Raw genomic sequence first — 15,241 nt, 5'->3', positions numbered from 1 at the left:
ACCCCCTGAAGGCGGCTACAGCGATGTCTCTCGATGTACCGTACCGTTCCATCCCCGACATGTTCCTCAAGCGCGTGGCCGCGACACCGGACCGCCACGCTTTCGCCCACCCCAACGCGGATGACTCCGGGCCGGTGTGGCTCACCTGGGAACAGGTCGGACAGCGGGCCAAGGCGGTCGCCGCCGGCCTGCACGGCCTCGGCGTCGGCCTGGAGGATCCCGTGGCGATCCTGGCCAACACCCGGCTGGACTGGGTGATCGCCGACTTCGGCATCATGTGCGCCGGCGGCGCCACCACCACGGTGTACCCGACCACCGAACCGGGGGACGCGGCGTACATCATGGCCGACTCAAGGTCCCGGGTGCTGTTCGCCGAGAACCCGGCCCAGGCCGCGAAGATCGCGGGCGCGGACCTGCCGGCGCTGACCCACGTGGTCCTGTTCGACGGGGTGCCCGACCCGGCCGCCGCCGTACCCCAACTCACCCTGGCCGAGCTCGAACAGCGGGGCCGGCAGTCCCTCGCGGCGGACCCGGGCCTGATCGAGCGGCTGGTGGCCCCGATCGGGCCGGATCACCTGGCCACCCTGATCTACACCTCCGGCACCACGGGCCAACCCAAGGGCGTCGAGCTGCTGCACGGCGGCTGGTGCTGGGAGGGCGTGGCACAGTCCGACGTCGGCCTGCTGCGCGAGGACGACCTGCAGTACCTCTGGCTGCCGCTGTCCCACTCGTTCGGCAAGACGCTGCTGTGCGGGGCGACCCACGTCGGCCTGCCCACCTACGTCGACGGCCGGGTGGAGAAGCTGGTCGACATGCTGAGCGTCGTCCGGCCCACGCTGATGTGCGGCGCTCCCCGGGTCTTCGAGAAGGTCTACAACAAGGCGGTCACCACGGCCCGGGACGCCGGTGGCGCCAAGGCCAAGATCTTCGCCTGGGCTGTCGCGGTCGGCAAGGAGAAGGTCGCCCTGGAGCAGGCCGGCAAGCCGGTCCCGATTGGGCTGAGGCTGAAGTACGCGCTGGCCGAGAAGCTGGTGTTCAGCAAGCTCCAGGCCCGCCTCGGCGGGCGGATCCGGGTACTGGTCTCCGGCGCCGCGCCGCTGAGCCCGGAGATCGCCACCTTCTTCGCCGCCGCCAACCTGCCCATCTCCGAGGGGTACGGCCTCACCGAGACCAGTGCCGGGGCCTTCGTCGCCCGGCCCCACGCCAACCGGATCGGCACCGTCGGCCAGGCGCTGGGCGACCTGGAGTGCCGGATCGACACCGACGGGGAGATCCTGCTGCGGGGCGGGCCGGTGATGCGCGGCTACCACAACCTGCCCGAGGAAACCGCCGCCGCGTTCACCGAGGACGGTTTCTTCCGCACCGGTGACATCGGAAGCCTCGACGACGACGGTTACCTGCGCATCACCGATCGAAAGAAGGACCTGGTCAAGACCTCTGGCGGCAAGTACATCGCGCCGTCGCACATCGAGGGCATGTTCAAGGCGGTCTGCCCGTACACCTCGCAGGCGGTCGTGATCGGGCAGGCCCGCAACTACTGCACCATGCTGGTCACGCTGGACCCGGACGCGATCAGGGGCTGGGCGGCGGGCGGCCCGCTGGAGGGCCGCGACTACACCGACATCGTCACCTCCCCACAGGCGCAGGCCATGGTCGAGGAGTACGTCGCCCAGCTCAACGCGCGGCTCAACCGGTGGGAGACGATCAAGAAGGTCACCATCCTGCCGCGCGACCTGACCATCGAGCACGGCGAGATCACCCCGTCGTTGAAGATCAAGCGGCGGGGTGTGGAGAGCAACTTCGCCGCCGAGATCGACAAGATGTACGAGGGCACGCTGGCCGGGATCTGACCGGACAGGGGTGGCCGTGCCCACGGCTCGGGGCACGGCCACCCACGCCCGCCGGTCGCCGGTCGCCGGTCGGGCGGTACGGCGCTCCCGCTCACAGGTGCCGCCCGCGCCAGCGGGTGTGCTCCGCCTCAATGGCACGCTCCTCCTCCAGCGCCACCCGCCGGACCTCGCGGCGCAACCCGCCGTCGGTCAGGGTCTGCGTGACGACCGTGGCGACGCAGACCACCGCCACCACCGCCAGTGCCACCAGTTCCGGCAGACCCGCCCCGACCGGGGCGAGCACGGCGAGCAGCAGCACGGCCACGAGCGGCGGCCACCGGACCACGCGCAACGCCCGCAGCCCGCACGCGACGAGACTGAGCAGATAGAGGCCCACGCCACCCCAGAGCACCACGATCCAGAACCACCCCAGCGGCGGCCCCCAGGCCGGTGCGCCCGGCGCTGCCGCCTCGGCCAGCAGGTCCTCCAGGCCGAGGGAGAGGAAGATGACGCCGGCGATCATCGGCAGGTGCAGGTAGGTGTACGCGTCCCGGGCGAGCCGGCGCCGGGCGGTCGGCTCGCGGGTCCGGTGCAGTGTCTGCTCGACCGCCAGGGCCAGGGTGTCGAAGTACGCCCACCACAGCGCGGCGGCCACCGCGACGCCGAGCAGCGCGGCGGCCACCACCGGCCAGGTGAGCGGCAGCTCGGTGACGAACTTGGGGCCGAACCCCAGCGCGATGATCGACTCGCCGAGCGCGACCAGCAGGATCAGGGCGTGCCGGTCCGCCCAGTGCCCGGCGGAGACCACCGTCCAGTACGCCCGGCCGAGCGTGACGCCCCCGACGTACTCGATGGACAGGGCCAGCAACCAGATGCCCAGCCGGATCCACCCCTGGGTGGATCCGTCGGCGACCCGCGGCGGCACCAGCGCGGCGACGACCAGCAGTCCGGTGGAGACCACCGGCAGTACGGCGAGCAGCGCCCACCGGCGCAGCCGGGTCCTGTCGGCACGGTGCGTCCAGCCGAGGACGCCGAGCTGCGCGGCGCGGACCACGAAGTAGCAGCCGGCGAAGAAGAGCGGGCCGTTGACGCCGCCGGGCCCGTCGCGGAACGCCCCGGGCATGCTCAGCGCGAGCAGGAAGGTGGCGGCGGCGGTGACGAAGCCGATCACCGGCATGACGCCCTGGTCGGCGCGGACCGCGTTGCCGAGTCCGGCGAAGCCGGTCCAGCACCACCAGAGCAACGCCAGCACCAGCAGGGCGCCGAACAGGTTGGGCACGGTCGCCAGGCTCGACGTCAGGTTGGTGACGGTGAGGAACGCGAAGACGAAGACCAGGTCGTAGAAGAGTTCCAGTCGGCTGGTGCGGGAGCCGGGCGCACCGGGTCGCACCCCGCCCGTCCCCCTCCGGCGTCCGCCCTGCACACCGGCAGTCTCCCAGCGGCGCGGCCGGTCCGTCGCCGATCGGCGACGGACCCGTCGGACGTGGTGGTGGTGGCACCGCCGGGTCGGGTGGCGGGCAGGTGGCCGCCAGGGCCGACCCGGCAGCCTCAGGCGATGACCGTGGCCTCCCGCCACTGCCGCCGGGCCGAGCGGTCCAGGTCGTAGCGGACCGCCGCGAGCCGACTCACGGCCTCCACCAGCTCGGCGGCGGGCAGGGTGAAGGGCAACCGAAGGAAGCGCTCCAGGGTGCCGTCCAGGCCGAACCGGGGGCCGGGTGCCAGCCGTACGCCGACATCCTCGGCGGCGCGGGCCAGCGCGCTGGAGATCGGGCCGTCCAGCTCGGCCCAGAGGGTGACCCCGCCCGGCGGCACGGTCACCCGCCAGTCGGGCAGTCGTGCGTCGAGCGCGTCGAGCAGGGCGTCGCGCTGGGCGGCGAGCTGGGCCCGGCGGGCGGCGACGATGGCCGGGGCGTCGGCGAGCAGGTGCACCGCCACGAGCTGGTCCAGTACCGGACTGGCCATGTCGACGCCGACCCGGGCGGCGGCGAGCCGCTGGACCTGCGGAGCGCTGGCCCGCACCCAACCGATCCGCAGCCCGCCCCAGAACGGCTTGCTCATCCCGCCGATGCTGATCACCCGGCTGTGCCGGTCGTACGCGGCGACCGGCGGTGGCATCGGGGTGCCGTCCAGCGGCAGGTCCACGAAGGACTCGTCGACCACCAGGTCGGTGCCGGCGGCGTGCGCCGCGGCGACGGTCTGCTCCCGCAGGTCGGCCGGCATCAGGTGGCCGGTCGGGTTCTGGAAGTCGGGGATCAGGTAGGCCAGCTTGGGGCGGGTCTGGCGGATGCTGCCCAGCAGCAGGTCCGGATCCCAGCCGAGGCCGTCGGCGGCCAGGCCGTGGGTGGCGATCCGGGCGCGGCGAGCGGCGAACGCGGCCAGCGCGTTGGGGTAGGTGGGCGACTCCACCAGCACGCTGCCCCCGGGGGCCAGCGCCAGGCGCAGCACGAGGTCCAGCGCGTGCTGAGTGCCGCTGGTGACCATGATCTGCTCGGCGCTGGTGGGCAGCCCCCGATCGGTGTACGAGCGGGCGACCGCCTCGCGCAGCTCGATGATCCCGGTCGGGTGGTAGCCGGCGCCGTTCAGGTACCGGGGCAGGTCCTCGGTGGCGGCCCGGGCGGCGGGGACGAGCTGCGGCGGGGCGGCCAGCGCGGCGACCCCGAGGTCGATCATGTCCTGGTCGTCGAGCGGCGTCCACAGCCCGGTGCTGGCGACCCGGTGGGTGCCGGGCAGCATCGTCCAGCTTCCCGCGCCGCGCCGGCTGGCGAGGTGGCCGGTCTCGCGGAGTTGCCGGTAGGCGGCGGTGACCGTGGTCCGGCTGATCCGCAGCGCCTCGGCCAGTTCCCGCTCGGCGGGCAGGCGTACCCCCAGCGGGAGCCGGCCGTCGGCGAGCAGACCGCGAACGGCGGCCGCGAGAGCGGCGTAGTCCGGGCTTCTGCGGCGGCCGGGCAGGGCATGCCAATGCCCCAGCAACCGGGCCAGTTGGGCTCCCCGGACCTGGCTGGTCATAGCCACCTCCCCCGAATTGGTTCTTCTCTAACACTAATTGGCCACTAGGTTGGCATGCATGGCGCTGATTGGCAATCTCCGATCCCGACCGGTACGACGACTGGCCCAGCTCTACGCCGGCCTGGTCCTCTACGGCGTCAGCATGGCGTTGATGATCCGCTCCGGACTCGGGCTGAACCCGTGGGACGTCTTCCACCAGGGCCTGTCCCGGCAGACCGGGATCTCCGTGGGCACGGCGAGCATCCTGGTCGGTGCGACGGTGCTGCTGCTGTGGATCCCGCTGCGGCAGCGGCCCGGCCTCGGCACGCTCAGCAACGTGGTGGTGATCGGACTGGCCGTCGACGCCACCGTGGCCCTCCTCCCGGCCGACCTGCCACTGCCGGCCCGGGTCGTGCTGGTGGTCACCGGCATCGTCGCCAACGGCGCCGCCACCGGCCTCTATCTCGGTGCCGACCTCGGCCCCGGCCCCCGTGACGGGTTGATGACCGGGCTGGTCGCCCGGCGTCCCGGCTGGTCGGTCCGGCTGGTCCGCACCGCCATCGAGGTGGTCGTGCTGGCCTCCGGCGTCCTGCTCGGCGGCACCGTGGGCCTGGGAACGGTGGCGTACGCGCTGGCGATCGGCCCGTTGACCCAGCTGTTCATCCCCCTCTTCGCCGTCAGTCACCGGACCGCTCCGGAAACGAACCTCACCATCTCGGCCCTGACCTGCGCAGACGCGCCCACCGCAAAGTAGGTGTTTCCTCCGGCGACACCGCCGGGCATCATTCCTGCATGGCGGTGGACGCATGGCGGTGGACGGACGCCTGGATCTTCGTGTCACTGGTGATCGCGAGCGGCGCGGGGCGGCACCGCCGCGCCGCGGACTCCCGGCGCCCGGAGGGCGTTCGGCTCGCTGACGTCCTCTCCACAGCCGACCACCTCAACCAGAACATCCCCGACCGGGAGGACGTCGAGACAGCGGTCCGCCGGCTGGTCGGTGCCGGGCTGGTCAGCGTGAGCGACGGCTGGTTTCGGATCACCCCGGAGGGGGAGCGGCTCTGGCGGACGAGGCCGAGCGCCGGCGTCGGGACCACGGTGGACACCGTGCAGGGGGTGCTGGCCCGCCGGCACGCCACGCCCGGCGACGCGGAGTGGCACCTGCCGGAGGAGGAGCACGCCGCGGCGGTACAGGAGTACCTCGTCCGGTCGATCCCCGCGCCGCGCCGCTCACCCGAGGGCCAGTCCGGCCGCTGAGGCGGCCCGACCGGCCCGGGCGGGGCCGGACGCAGCGGTGCCCCGGCGTCAGCGGACGGGATGCCCGGCGACCCGCAACGCGTCCTTCACCTCACCCACGGTCAGCTCGCCGAAGTGGAAGACACTGGCGGCGAGCACCGCGTCCGCGCCCGCACCGACCGCGGGCGGGAAGTGGGACACCTCGCCGGCGCCTCCGCTGGCGATCACCGGCACGTCGACCACCGCGCGGACCGCCCGGATCAGCGCCAGGTCGAACCCGGCCTTGGTGCCGTCGGCGTCCATCGAGTTCAGCAGGATCTCTCCCGCGCCCAGTTCGGCGCCGCGGGCGGCCCACTCGACGGCGTCCAGGCCGGTGCCGCGCCGGCCGCCGTGCGTGGTGACCTCGAAGCCGCTCGCGGTGGTGCCGGCGGGCGCCCGCCGTACGTCCAGCGAGAGCACCAGCACCTGCCGGCCGAACCGGTCGGCGATCTCGGCGATCAGCTCCGGCCGGGCGATCGCGGCGGTGTTCACCCCGACCTTGTCGGCGCCGGCGCGCAACAGCGTGTCGACGTCGGCCACCTGCCGGACGCCGCCGCCGACGGTGAGCGGGATGAAGACCGACTCCGCCGTGCGCCGGACCACGTCGAGGGTGGTGCCCCGGTCGCTGGCGGAGGCGGTGACGTCGAGGAAGGTCAACTCGTCGGCGCCGGCCCGGTCGTACGCCGCGGCCAGTTCCACCGGGTCGCCGGCGTCGCGCAGGTCGAGGAAGTTGACCCCCTTGACCACCCGACCGGCGTCCACGTCCAGACACGGGATCACGCGTACCGCCACCGTCATGCCGCGAGCCTATCCAACCGGTACGGCGCGGCGGCCGACCCGACCGGGCCGACCGCCGGGAAGGAGTTCCGGGTCACACCCGGACGAGCATCTTGCCCAGGTTCTCGCCGCGCAGCATGCCGAGGAACGCGTCGGGGGCGTTCTCGATGCCCTCGACGACCGTCTCGTCGTGCGAGAGCCTGCCGTCGCGCAGCCAGCCGGCCACGTCCGCGACGAACCGGTCGCGCAGGTGGCCGTGGTCGCCGACGAGGAAGCCACGCAGGGTGAGCCGCTTGCCGATGACCTGTGCCAGGTTGCGCGGGGCGGCCGGTGGCTCGGTCGAGTTGTACTGCGCGATCATGCCGCAGATGGCGGCCCGCCCGTGCGGGTTCATCGCGCCGATGGCGGCCTCCAGGTGCTCGCCGCCGACGTTGTCGAAGTAGACGTCGACCCCGTCCGGGGCGGCAGCCCCGAGCAGGTCCCGTACCGGACCGTCGTGGTAGTCGAAGGCGGCGTCGAAGCCGAGCGCCCTCAGCCGCTCGACCTTGGCCGGCGAGCCGGCGCTGCCGACCACCCGGGCGGCGCCGGAGAGCTTGGCGATCTGGCCGACCATGCTGCCCACCGCGCCGGCGGCGCCGGAGACGAAGACCGTCTCGCCCGGCTTCATCGCGGCGACCTCGAGCAGCCCGGCGTACGCGGTGAGGCCGGTCATGCCGAGCACGCCGAGGTAGGCGGTGAGCGGGGCGACGGTCGGGTCGACCGGGCGGGCGGCGCGCGCCTCGACCAGGGCGTACTCGCGCCAGCCCAGGCCGTGCAGGACGGTGTCGCCGACCGTGATGCCGTCGGCCTCGCTGGCCACGACCTCGCCGACCGCGCCGCCGTCGAGCGGGGCGTCGAGCGCGAACGGCGGCACGTACGACTTGACGTCGTCCATCCGGCCCCGCATGTACGGGTCGACCGACATGTACTGGTTGCGGACCACGATCTGGCCCGGACCGGGGGTCGGCACCTCGGTCTCGACGAGGCGGAAGTTGTCGGCGGTGGGCCAGCCCTGCGGGCGGAAGGCCAGGTGGATCTCACGGTTGGTGCTCATGAAGGTTTTCCTCTCGTACGCGGTCGTCGTCGGGGGTGACGCTCAGGCCGACGCGGCCTCGCGGACGGTGAGCGCGACGTCGATGTTGCCGCGGGTCGCGTTGGAGTACGGGCAGACCTGGTGGGCGGCCTCGACGAGCTGCTCGGCGGCGGCCCGCTCCAGGGCGGGCAGGTCCACCACGAGGGCGACGGTCAGCCCGAAGCCGCCGCTGCCGTTCGGGCCGATGCCCACCTCCGCCTCGACGACCGAGCCGGAAACGTCGGCCCTGGCCTTGCGGGCCACGGTGCGCAGCGCGGAGTGGAAGCAGGCGGCGTAGCCGGCGGCGAAGAGCTGCTCGGGGTTGGCCGCGTCGCCCGCGCCGCCCATCTCCTTCGGGATCGCCAGGTCCAGGTCGAGGGTGCCGTCGGAGGTGCGGACGTGGCCGTTGCGGCCGTCACCGGTGGCGCGGGCGGAGGCGGTGTAGAGCACCTGCACGGGGATCACTGCTCCTTCTGTCGGTGGATCGTCTCGGTGACCCGGGTGAGGCTGTCGCGCAGGGCGACCAACTCGGCCTGGGTGAGGCCGGTGGCGCGGGCGACCCGCGCCGGCACCTCGCCGATCCGCTGCCGCAGGGCCGCACCGTCGGCGGTCAGCCCCACCTCCACCCGCCGCTCGTCGCGCGCGGATCGGGACCGGACCACCAGGCCGGCGACTTCCAGCCGCTTGAGCAGCGGGGAGAGCGTGCCGGAGTCCAGCCGCAGCGCGGCGCCGAGTTCGGAGACGGTGGGGGCGTCGTCGCCGCGTTCCCAGAGCACCAGCAGCACCAGGTACTGCGGGTAGGTCAGGCCGAACTCGTCGAGGATGGGCCGGTAGACGTCGGTGAGGGCGCGGGACGCGGCATAGAGCGCGAAGCACACCTGTCGACGCAGCACCAGATCATCGGTCACGCCCCAAACAGTAGTGCCAAATTAAGTTGTGCACTACTTATCCGGTCGCGATGTGACAGCCCCCACCCCGAGCGGCCCCGCTCACCGCTGGCCCAGGTACGCCTCCAGCTCCACCTCGACCAGCAGGTCCGGATCGATCAGCCCGGCCACCACCACCATCGTCGCCGCCGGACGCACCGAGCCGAAGACAGCGTGGTGCGCCCGACCCGCCTCGTCGGCGTGGCTCCGGTCGGTGACGTACATCCGGGTCCGGATGACGTCCGCCGCCGACGCGCCCACCTCGGCCAGCGCGGCCAGGCCGATCCGCAACGCCTGGACGGTCTGCGCCGCCGCGTCCCCGACGTGCGCCACCACACCGTCGACCGTCGACGTGCAGCCGGCCGTCCAGGCCCGGTCCCCGGCCCGCACCACCCGGGAGTAGCCGTACCGCGCCTCCCAGGGGCCACTTGAACCCAGCCGGGTGACGACCGCCGACTCCGGCCCAGCCGGGCTCACCCGGCGGCCCGAAGCGTCTCCAGCGCCTCGGCGACCGTGAACGCCCCGGCGTAGAGCGCCTTGCCGGTGATCACACCCTCCACTCCCACCGGCTCCAGGGTGGCCAACGCCCGCAGGTCGTCCAGGGTCGAGACACCACCGGAGGCGATCACCGGGGCGTCGGTGCGGGCACAGACCTCGCGCAGCAGCTCCAGGTTCGGCCCACGCATGGTGCCGTCCTTGGTGATGTCGGTCACCACGTACCGGGACGCGCCGGCCTTGTCCAGCCGCTCCAGCACCTCCCACAGGTCACCGCCGTCGCGGGTCCAGCCCCGGGCCGACAGGGTACGGCCCCGCACGTCCAGCCCGATCGCGACGCGGTCGCCGTACTCCCCGCAGATCCGGTCACACCACGGCGGGTCCTCCAGCGCGGCGGTGCCGATGTTGACCCGGGCGGCGCCGGTGCCCAGGGCGGCGCTCAGCGACTCGTCGTCCCGGATGCCGCCGGAGAGCTCGACCTTCACGTCGAGCTGGCGGACCACCTCGGCGAGCAGGTGCGCGTTGGAGCCCCGACCGAACGCGGCGTCGAGGTCCACCAGATGGATCCACTCGGCACCGTCGGACTGCCAGGCCAGCGCGGCCTCCAGGGGGTCGCCGTACGCGGTCTCGCTACCGGCGGCGCCCTGCACGAGCCGGACGGCCTGGCCGTCGGCGACGTCCACGGCGGGCAACAGGGTGAGGCTCAACTTCTCTTCTCCTCGGTCAGATCCGACGGTCCAGCGCGATCACCACAACCGCGGGCAGGACCAGCAGCAACAGGACGACCAGGACCAGCCGGAGCGCCGGGTCGTCGACGAACATCCAGACACCGAACAGCGCGGCCAGGCTCAGCCCGACGATCGCCGCCCGCTCTCCGCGGGTACGCCGGGCCAGCCGCCCGGTCCGGCCCCGCCGCCACTGCGGCGTGAGCCGGCGGACCAGGGCCCGGCGGCGCTCCCGGCGGGCCAGCCTGCGCTGGCGGACCACGCGTTCCCGGGCGGTCCGGGCCTCCCGTTCGGCGCGCCGCCGGGCCCGCTCCCTGCTCACCGGCCGGCCGCCCGCGCGGACAGCCGGACCACCGGCTCAGTCAACCGTGGCCAGCCAGTTGCGCAGCAGCGCGGCGCCGCTGTCGGCGGACTTCTCCGGGTGGAACTGGGCCGCCGACAGCGGACCGCGCTCCACGACGGCGACGAAGTCCGCCCCGTGGTGGGCCGTGGTCACCGTCGCGCCGGCGGCGACCAGGCCAGCCACGTCGGTCACCCCGTACGAGTGGACGAAGTAGAACCGGCTGCCGGCCGGCAACCCGGCGAGGAGCACCGAACCGGCCGGCGCGTCGACGGTGTTCCAGCCCATGTGCGGCAGCCGTCGGGCGGGCAGCTTCCTGACCCCGCCGGGCAGCAGACCCAGGCCCTTGGTGACCACCCCGTGCTCGTCGCCGTGCTCGAAGAGCACCTGCATGCCGACACAGATGCCCAGCACCGGCCGGCCGGCGGCGACCCGGTCGGCGATGACCGCCCCGGCCCCGAGCGCCTCGATCCCCGCCATGCAGGCGGCGAACGCGCCCACGCCCGGCACCACCAGGCCGTCCGCCCCGGCGGCGGCGGCCAGGTCGGCGGTGACGGTCACGTCCGCGCCGGCGCGCTCCAGCGCCCGCTCGGCCGACCGCAGGTTGCCCGAACCGTAGTCGAGCACCACGATCCGCTTGCCCATCAGCCCTCCCCCGGTAGCAGCCAGAGCAGCCCGGCGACGGTGGCCAGCGCGGCGAGCAGCCCGGTGACCACCACCGCGCCCCGCGGCGCGCCCTGCCGGAGCAACGACCACGTCCCGCCGACCAGCACCCCGGCCAGGATCAACAGCAGGGTCGGCAACACCGCGCCCATCAGCGCCGGCCTCCGGTCCCGGCCGCCGGGCCGATCCACGCGCCCGTCACAGCGCCCCCTTCGTGCTGGGCACCACACCCGCGTTGCGCGGGTCCAGCGCGGTGGCCTCCCGCAGCGCCCGGGAGACCGCCTTGAACTGGGCCTCCACCACGTGGTGGGCGTCCGGGTGGCCGCCCGGCCGGGCGGCGCGCAGCACGTCCACGTGCAGGGTGATCCGGGCCGCCTGGCCGAAGGACTCCCAGATGTGCCGGGTCATGCTGGTCGGGTAGACCGGGCCGATGTACGGCGCCAGGGCCGGCTCGTCGTGCACCACGTACGGCCGGCCGGACAGGTCGACCGCCGCCCGGACCAGCACCTCGTCCATCGGGACGGTGGCCGAGCCGTACCGGCGGATGCCGGCCTTGTCGCCCAGCGCCTGGTCGAACGCGGCGCCCAGGGCGAGCGCGGTGTCCTCCATCGTGTGGTGGGCGTCGATCTCCAGGTCGCCGACGGTACGCACGGTGAGGTCGAAGCCGCCGTGCCGGGCGATCTGGTGCAGCATGTGGTCGTAGAAGCCGACGCCGGTGCTGATTTCGGCCCTGCCGGCGCCGTCGAGGTCCAGCTCGACCCGGACGTTGGTCTCCTTGGTGATCCGCTCCACCCGGGCGGTGCGACTCATTGCTTACCTTTCGGTCGCGGCTGCGGGACCCGCGAGCTCACTCCTCGCGCTCCCACTAGAGCTTCTTCATTGCGGACAGGAAGGCGTCGGTCTCGGCCGGGGTGCCGGCGGTGACCCGCAACCAGCCGGGCAGGCCGACGTCACGGACCAGGACCCCCGCGTCGAGCAGGGTGCGCCAGGCGGCGGACTGGTCGCCACCCACCTCGAACAGCACGAAGTTGGCGTCGCTGTCGGCCACCCGGTACCCCAGGGCGCGCAGCTCGGTGACGATCCGGTCGCGCTGCGCCATGATCGCCTCGACGGTGCCGAGCAGCGCGTCGCGGTGCGCCAGCACCGCCCGGGCGGCGGCCTGGGTCAGCGCCGAGAGGTGGTACGGCAGCCGCACGAGCTGCACCGCCGCCACCACCGCCGGGTCGGCGGCCAGGTAACCCAGCCGCCCACCGGCGAAACCGAACGCCTTGCTCATGGTGCGGGTGACCACCAGCCGCGGGTGCCCCGGCAGCATCGCCAGGGCGCTGGTCGTGCCCGGCCGGGCGAACTCGGCGTACGCCTCGTCGACCACCACCATGCCGCGCGCGACGTCGAGCACCGCGGCGACCACGGCCGGGTCCAGGGCGGTGCCGGTGGGGTTGTTCGGCGAGCAGAGGAAGACCACGTCGGGGCCGTGTTCCCGGACCTGGGCGACCGCCTCGCCGGCGGTCAGCCCGTAGTCGACGCCACGCGCGGCCGGGATCCACCGGGTGCCGGTGCCCAGGGACAACAGCGGATGCATCGAGTACGCCGGGACGAAGCCGAGCGCGCTGCGCCCCGGGCCGCCGAACGCCTGGAGCAGCTGCTGCTGGATCTCGTTGGAGCCGTTGGCGGCCCAGACCTGGTCCCCGGTGAGCCCGTGGCCCAGGTACGCGGCCAGGTCGGCGCGGAGCGCCACGGCGTCGCGGTCGGGGTAGCGGTTGAGGTCGCGTAGCTCGGCGGCGAGGGCCCTGCCGATCGCGTCGACCGCCGGCCCGGGCACCGGATAGGAGTTCTCGTTGGTGTTCAGCCGCACCGCGACGTCCAGCTGCGGCGCCCCGTACGGCGTCAGGCCCCGCAGGTCGTCGCGGATCGGCAGGTCGTCCAGGGTCGTCACGCGGACTCCTCCGCGAAGCGCGCCCGCACCGCCTGGCCGTGCGCGGGCAGGTCCTCGACCCCCGCCAGGGTGACCACGTGCGGAGCCACCTCGCGCAGCGCCTCCCGGGTGTACTCCACCAGGTGGACGCCGCGCAGGAACGACTGCACGGACAGCCCGGAGGAGTGCCGGGCGCAGCCGCCGGTGGGCAGTACGTGGTTGGAGCCGGCGCAGTAGTCGCCCAGCGACACCGGCGACCAGGCCCCCACGAAGATCGCCCCGGCGTTGCGGACCCGCAGCGCCCACTCGCGGGCGTTCTCGGTCTGGATCTCCAGGTGCTCGGCGGCGTACGCGTCGACCACCCGCAGCCCGGCGGCCAGATCGTCGACCAGCACGACGCCGCTCTGCTCGCCGCGCAGCGCGGTGCCCACCCGCTCGGCGTGCTTGGTGGCGGGCACCTGCCGGGCCAGCTCCGTGTCGACCGCGTCGGCCAGCGCGACCGACGGGGTGACCAGCACACTCGCGGCGAGCGGGTCGTGCTCGGCCTGGCTGATCAGGTCGGCGGCCACGTGCGCCGGGTCGGCGGTGTCGTCGGCCAGGATGGCGATCTCGGTCGGGCCGGCCTCGGCGTCGATGCCGACCACGCCGCGCAGCAGCCGCTTGGCGGCGGTGACCCAGATGTTGCCCGGACCGGTGATCATGTCGACGGGGTCGCAGAAGAGGGTGCCCTCGGGGTCGACCGCCGCGCCGTACGCGAGCATCGCCACCGCCTGGGCGCCGCCGACGGCGTACACCTCGTCGACGCCGAGCAGCGCGCAGGCGGCGAGAACCCGCTGGTCGGGCAGGCCGGCGTTCTCCTGCTGCGGCGGGCTGACCACGACCAGCGAGCGGACCCCGGCCACCTGGGCCGGGACCACGTTCATCACCACGGTCGACGGGTACATGGCCAGGCCGCCGGGGACGTAGAGACCGACCCGGTCGACCGGCAGCCACCGCTCGGTCACCGTGCCACCCGGCACGACCTGGGTGGTGTGGTCGGTGCGGCGCTGGTCGGCGTGCACCTTCCGGGCCCGGGTGATCGACTCCAGCAGCGCGGCGCGCACCTGCGGGTCCAGCGTCCCCTCGGCCTCGGCGATAACCTCGGCGGGAACCCGCAGCACCTCCGGGCTGATCCCGTCGAACCGCTCGCTGGCCTCCCGGATCGCCCGGTACCCATGCTCCCGGACCGCCTCCACCACAGGGCGGATCCGCTCGACGGCCACGGAGACGTCGAGCTGGGCACGGGGCAGCAGGCGGCGCGGGTCACGGGCCCCGCCGCGCAGGTCGATCCGATTCAACACCCCTGCGAGTCTAGGCGGCTGCCGCGGAGGCGGCCCGCGCCGTCCGCACGGCGGGACGGTGAGCCGGGACACGCCGTCCGCGCGGGATCGGGCTACGCTCGGACGCGTGACCGCACGGCTGCCGGTGTTCCCGCTCGCAACGGTGCTCTTCCCCGGTCTGGTGCTGCCGCTGCACATCTTCGAGGAGCGTTACCGCACCCTGGTGCGCGACCTGGTCGGGCGGCCGGAGGGGGCACCCCGCGAGTTCGGCGTGGTGGCGATCCGCAGCGGCTGGGAGGTCGCCCCGGACGCGGGACGGGCCGTTCCGGGCGGCGGCGAGGTGGTCCTGCACGAGGTGGGCTGCACCGCCGAGCTGCGTCAGGTGACCGAGCTCGACGACGGCGGCTTCAACATCGTCACGGTGGGCCGGCGGCGGTTCCGCGTCGTCGACGTCGAGCGGGACGCCGGGCCGTACCTGACCGCCGAGGTGGAGTGGCTGCCGGAGCCGGCCGGAGCCGACGAGGTGACCGAGCTGCTGGCGGCCCGGGTGATCGCGGTCTTCCGGCAGTACCTGGGACTGGTCCGTCCGGGCGAGCAGGAGGTCTCCGAGCAGCTGCCGGAGGACCCGACGGTGCTGTCGCACCTGGTGGCGGCGACCGCCGCGTTGACCGTGACGGACCGGCAGCGGCTGCTTGCCATCGACGACACCGCCGCCCGGCTCCGCGCCGAGTTGCGGCTGCTCAACCGCGAGGCGGCTCTGCTGCGCCAGGTCCGGGCGGTTCCGGTGCCGCTGTCGGAGCTGGCCTCCCCCCCGGTGCCCAACTGATCCCGCCCGGGGCGGGGCCGGTCGCCGGGTCCGGGCGATCCGGGCCGAGGCCGTGGGG

The 15,241-nt window shown here is 73.9% G+C and carries 18 protein-coding genes; 4 read left to right on the top strand and 14 right to left on the bottom strand.

Annotated features, from left to right (window positions below; all coding sequences use genetic code 11):
- Nucleotides 1-23: 23 nt before the first annotated feature.
- Entirely contained in the window at nt 24-1,850 is a 1,827-nt protein-coding gene (locus tag E1165_RS08405; RefSeq protein ID WP_132389405.1) for a long-chain fatty acid--CoA ligase, read from the top strand.
- 91 nt (nt 1,851-1,941) lie between these two features.
- On the opposite strand, the gene E1165_RS08400 is transcribed toward E1165_RS08405, so the two are convergent.
- Nucleotides 1,942-3,219 carry a low temperature requirement protein A gene (locus E1165_RS08400; protein ID WP_132389403.1) on the bottom strand — a complete coding sequence of 426 codons (1,278 nt, stop codon included), beginning with the start codon at nt 3,217-3,219 and terminating at the stop codon, nt 1,942-1,944.
- 158 nt (nt 3,220-3,377) lie between these two features.
- Nucleotides 3,378-4,835 carry a PLP-dependent aminotransferase family protein gene (locus E1165_RS08395; protein WP_132389401.1) on the bottom strand — a complete coding sequence of 486 codons (1,458 nt, stop codon included), beginning with the start codon at nt 4,833-4,835 and terminating at the stop codon, nt 3,378-3,380.
- Between the two features lie 58 nt (nt 4,836-4,893).
- Here E1165_RS08395 and E1165_RS08390 point away from each other — a divergent pair, with 58 nt between their 5' ends.
- Together E1165_RS08390 and E1165_RS08385 are read left to right on the top strand one after the other, a co-directional pair.
- On the top strand, nt 4,894-5,568 hold the full coding sequence (locus tag E1165_RS08390) for a YitT family protein (protein WP_243704656.1): 675 nt from the start codon (nt 4,894-4,896) through the stop codon (nt 5,566-5,568).
- A 38-nt stretch (nt 5,569-5,606) separates the two neighbouring features.
- Nucleotides 5,607-6,068: a hypothetical protein gene (locus tag E1165_RS08385; RefSeq protein WP_132389399.1), complete on the top strand. Its 462-nt coding sequence runs from the start codon at nt 5,607-5,609 to the stop codon at nt 6,066-6,068.
- A 48-nt stretch (nt 6,069-6,116) separates the two neighbouring features.
- Here the strand turns inward: E1165_RS08385 and hisF are convergent, their stop codons facing one another.
- From hisF to hisD, 12 genes are all read right to left on the bottom strand, one after another.
- Entirely contained in the window at nt 6,117-6,884 is a 768-nt protein-coding gene (gene hisF, locus E1165_RS08380) for an imidazole glycerol phosphate synthase subunit HisF (RefSeq protein WP_132389397.1), read from the bottom strand.
- 73 nt (nt 6,885-6,957) lie between these two features.
- Nucleotides 6,958-7,956, bottom strand: coding sequence for an NADP-dependent oxidoreductase (locus E1165_RS08375; protein ID WP_132389395.1), 999 nt, complete (start codon nt 7,954-7,956; stop codon nt 6,958-6,960).
- 42 nt (nt 7,957-7,998) lie between these two features.
- Complete coding sequence (locus E1165_RS08370; protein ID WP_132389465.1) at nt 7,999-8,430, bottom strand: organic hydroperoxide resistance protein; 432 nt, start codon at nt 8,428-8,430, stop codon at nt 7,999-8,001.
- Nucleotides 8,431-8,435: 5 nt separating this feature from the next.
- The gene (locus E1165_RS08365; RefSeq protein WP_132389393.1) at nt 8,436-8,882 is read right to left on the bottom strand and encodes a MarR family winged helix-turn-helix transcriptional regulator; all 447 of its coding nucleotides are present in this window, start codon (nt 8,880-8,882) and stop codon (nt 8,436-8,438) included.
- A gap of 81 nt (nt 8,883-8,963) precedes the next feature.
- On the bottom strand, nt 8,964-9,377 hold the full coding sequence (locus E1165_RS08360) for a RidA family protein (protein ID WP_132389391.1): 414 nt from the start codon (nt 9,375-9,377) through the stop codon (nt 8,964-8,966).
- Nucleotides 9,374-10,102, bottom strand: a complete 729-nt coding sequence (gene priA / locus E1165_RS08355) for a bifunctional 1-(5-phosphoribosyl)-5-((5-phosphoribosylamino)methylideneamino)imidazole-4-carboxamide isomerase/phosphoribosylanthranilate isomerase PriA (protein ID WP_132389389.1) — start codon at nt 10,100-10,102, stop codon at nt 9,374-9,376. The genes E1165_RS08360 and priA overlap by 4 nt, the downstream gene beginning before the upstream one ends.
- Nucleotides 10,103-10,118: 16 nt before the next feature.
- Nucleotides 10,119-10,442, bottom strand: a complete 324-nt coding sequence (locus tag E1165_RS08350) for a hypothetical protein (protein ID WP_132389387.1) — start codon at nt 10,440-10,442, stop codon at nt 10,119-10,121.
- A 36-nt stretch (nt 10,443-10,478) separates the two neighbouring features.
- Nucleotides 10,479-11,105, bottom strand: coding sequence for an imidazole glycerol phosphate synthase subunit HisH (gene hisH / locus E1165_RS08345; protein ID WP_132389385.1), 627 nt, complete (start codon nt 11,103-11,105; stop codon nt 10,479-10,481).
- The gene (locus E1165_RS28880) at nt 11,105-11,275 is read right to left on the bottom strand and encodes a hypothetical protein (protein WP_165945175.1); all 171 of its coding nucleotides are present in this window, start codon (nt 11,273-11,275) and stop codon (nt 11,105-11,107) included. Before E1165_RS28880 ends, hisH begins: the two co-directional genes overlap by 1 nt.
- A 46-nt stretch (nt 11,276-11,321) precedes the next feature.
- On the bottom strand, nt 11,322-11,933 hold the full coding sequence (hisB, locus tag E1165_RS08340) for an imidazoleglycerol-phosphate dehydratase HisB (RefSeq protein WP_132389383.1): 612 nt from the start codon (nt 11,931-11,933) through the stop codon (nt 11,322-11,324).
- A gap of 55 nt (nt 11,934-11,988) precedes the next feature.
- A complete protein-coding gene (locus E1165_RS08335) occupies nt 11,989-13,059 on the bottom strand; it encodes a histidinol-phosphate transaminase (protein ID WP_132389381.1) in 1,071 nt (356 codons plus the stop codon).
- A complete protein-coding gene (gene hisD / locus E1165_RS08330; protein ID WP_132389379.1) occupies nt 13,056-14,378 on the bottom strand; it encodes a histidinol dehydrogenase in 1,323 nt (440 codons plus the stop codon). The genes E1165_RS08335 and hisD overlap by 4 nt, the downstream gene beginning before the upstream one ends.
- Nucleotides 14,379-14,484: 106 nt before the next feature.
- Here hisD and E1165_RS08325 point away from each other — a divergent pair, with 106 nt between their 5' ends.
- Nucleotides 14,485-15,183, top strand: a complete 699-nt coding sequence (locus E1165_RS08325) for an LON peptidase substrate-binding domain-containing protein (protein WP_132389377.1) — start codon at nt 14,485-14,487, stop codon at nt 15,181-15,183.
- The last annotated feature ends 58 nt before the right edge of the window (nt 15,184-15,241 follow it).

Origin of the sequence: Micromonospora sp. KC723, assembly GCF_004348595.1 — a bacterium.
GTDB lineage: Bacteria > Actinomycetota > Actinomycetes > Mycobacteriales > Micromonosporaceae > Micromonospora.
The sequence above is the reverse complement of the archived record's forward strand: the minus strand, read 5'-3'. Positions and strand labels throughout refer to the sequence as shown.

Bases quoted from the DNA above. Each gene is read 5' to 3' on its own strand.
- E1165_RS08405 (WP_132389405.1), top strand. From the start codon at position 24: ATGTCTCTCGATGTACCGTACCGTTCCATCCCCGACATGTTCCTCAAG.
- E1165_RS08395 (WP_132389401.1), bottom strand. From the start codon at position 4,835: ATGACCAGCCAGGTCCGGGGAGCCCAACTGGCCCGGTTGCTGGGGCAT.
- E1165_RS08390 (WP_243704656.1), top strand. From the start codon at position 4,894: ATGGCGCTGATTGGCAATCTCCGATCCCGACCGGTACGACGACTGGCC.
- E1165_RS08385 (WP_132389399.1), top strand. From the start codon at position 5,607: ATGGCGGTGGACGCATGGCGGTGGACGGACGCCTGGATCTTCGTGTCA.
- hisF (WP_132389397.1), bottom strand. From the start codon at position 6,884: ATGACGGTGGCGGTACGCGTGATCCCGTGTCTGGACGTGGACGCCGGT.
- E1165_RS08375 (WP_132389395.1), bottom strand. From the start codon at position 7,956: ATGAGCACCAACCGTGAGATCCACCTGGCCTTCCGCCCGCAGGGCTGG.
- hisH (WP_132389385.1), bottom strand. From the start codon at position 11,105: ATGGGCAAGCGGATCGTGGTGCTCGACTACGGTTCGGGCAACCTGCGG.
- E1165_RS28880 (WP_165945175.1), bottom strand. From the start codon at position 11,275: ATGGGCGCGGTGTTGCCGACCCTGCTGTTGATCCTGGCCGGGGTGCTG.
- hisB (WP_132389383.1), bottom strand. From the start codon at position 11,933: ATGAGTCGCACCGCCCGGGTGGAGCGGATCACCAAGGAGACCAACGTC.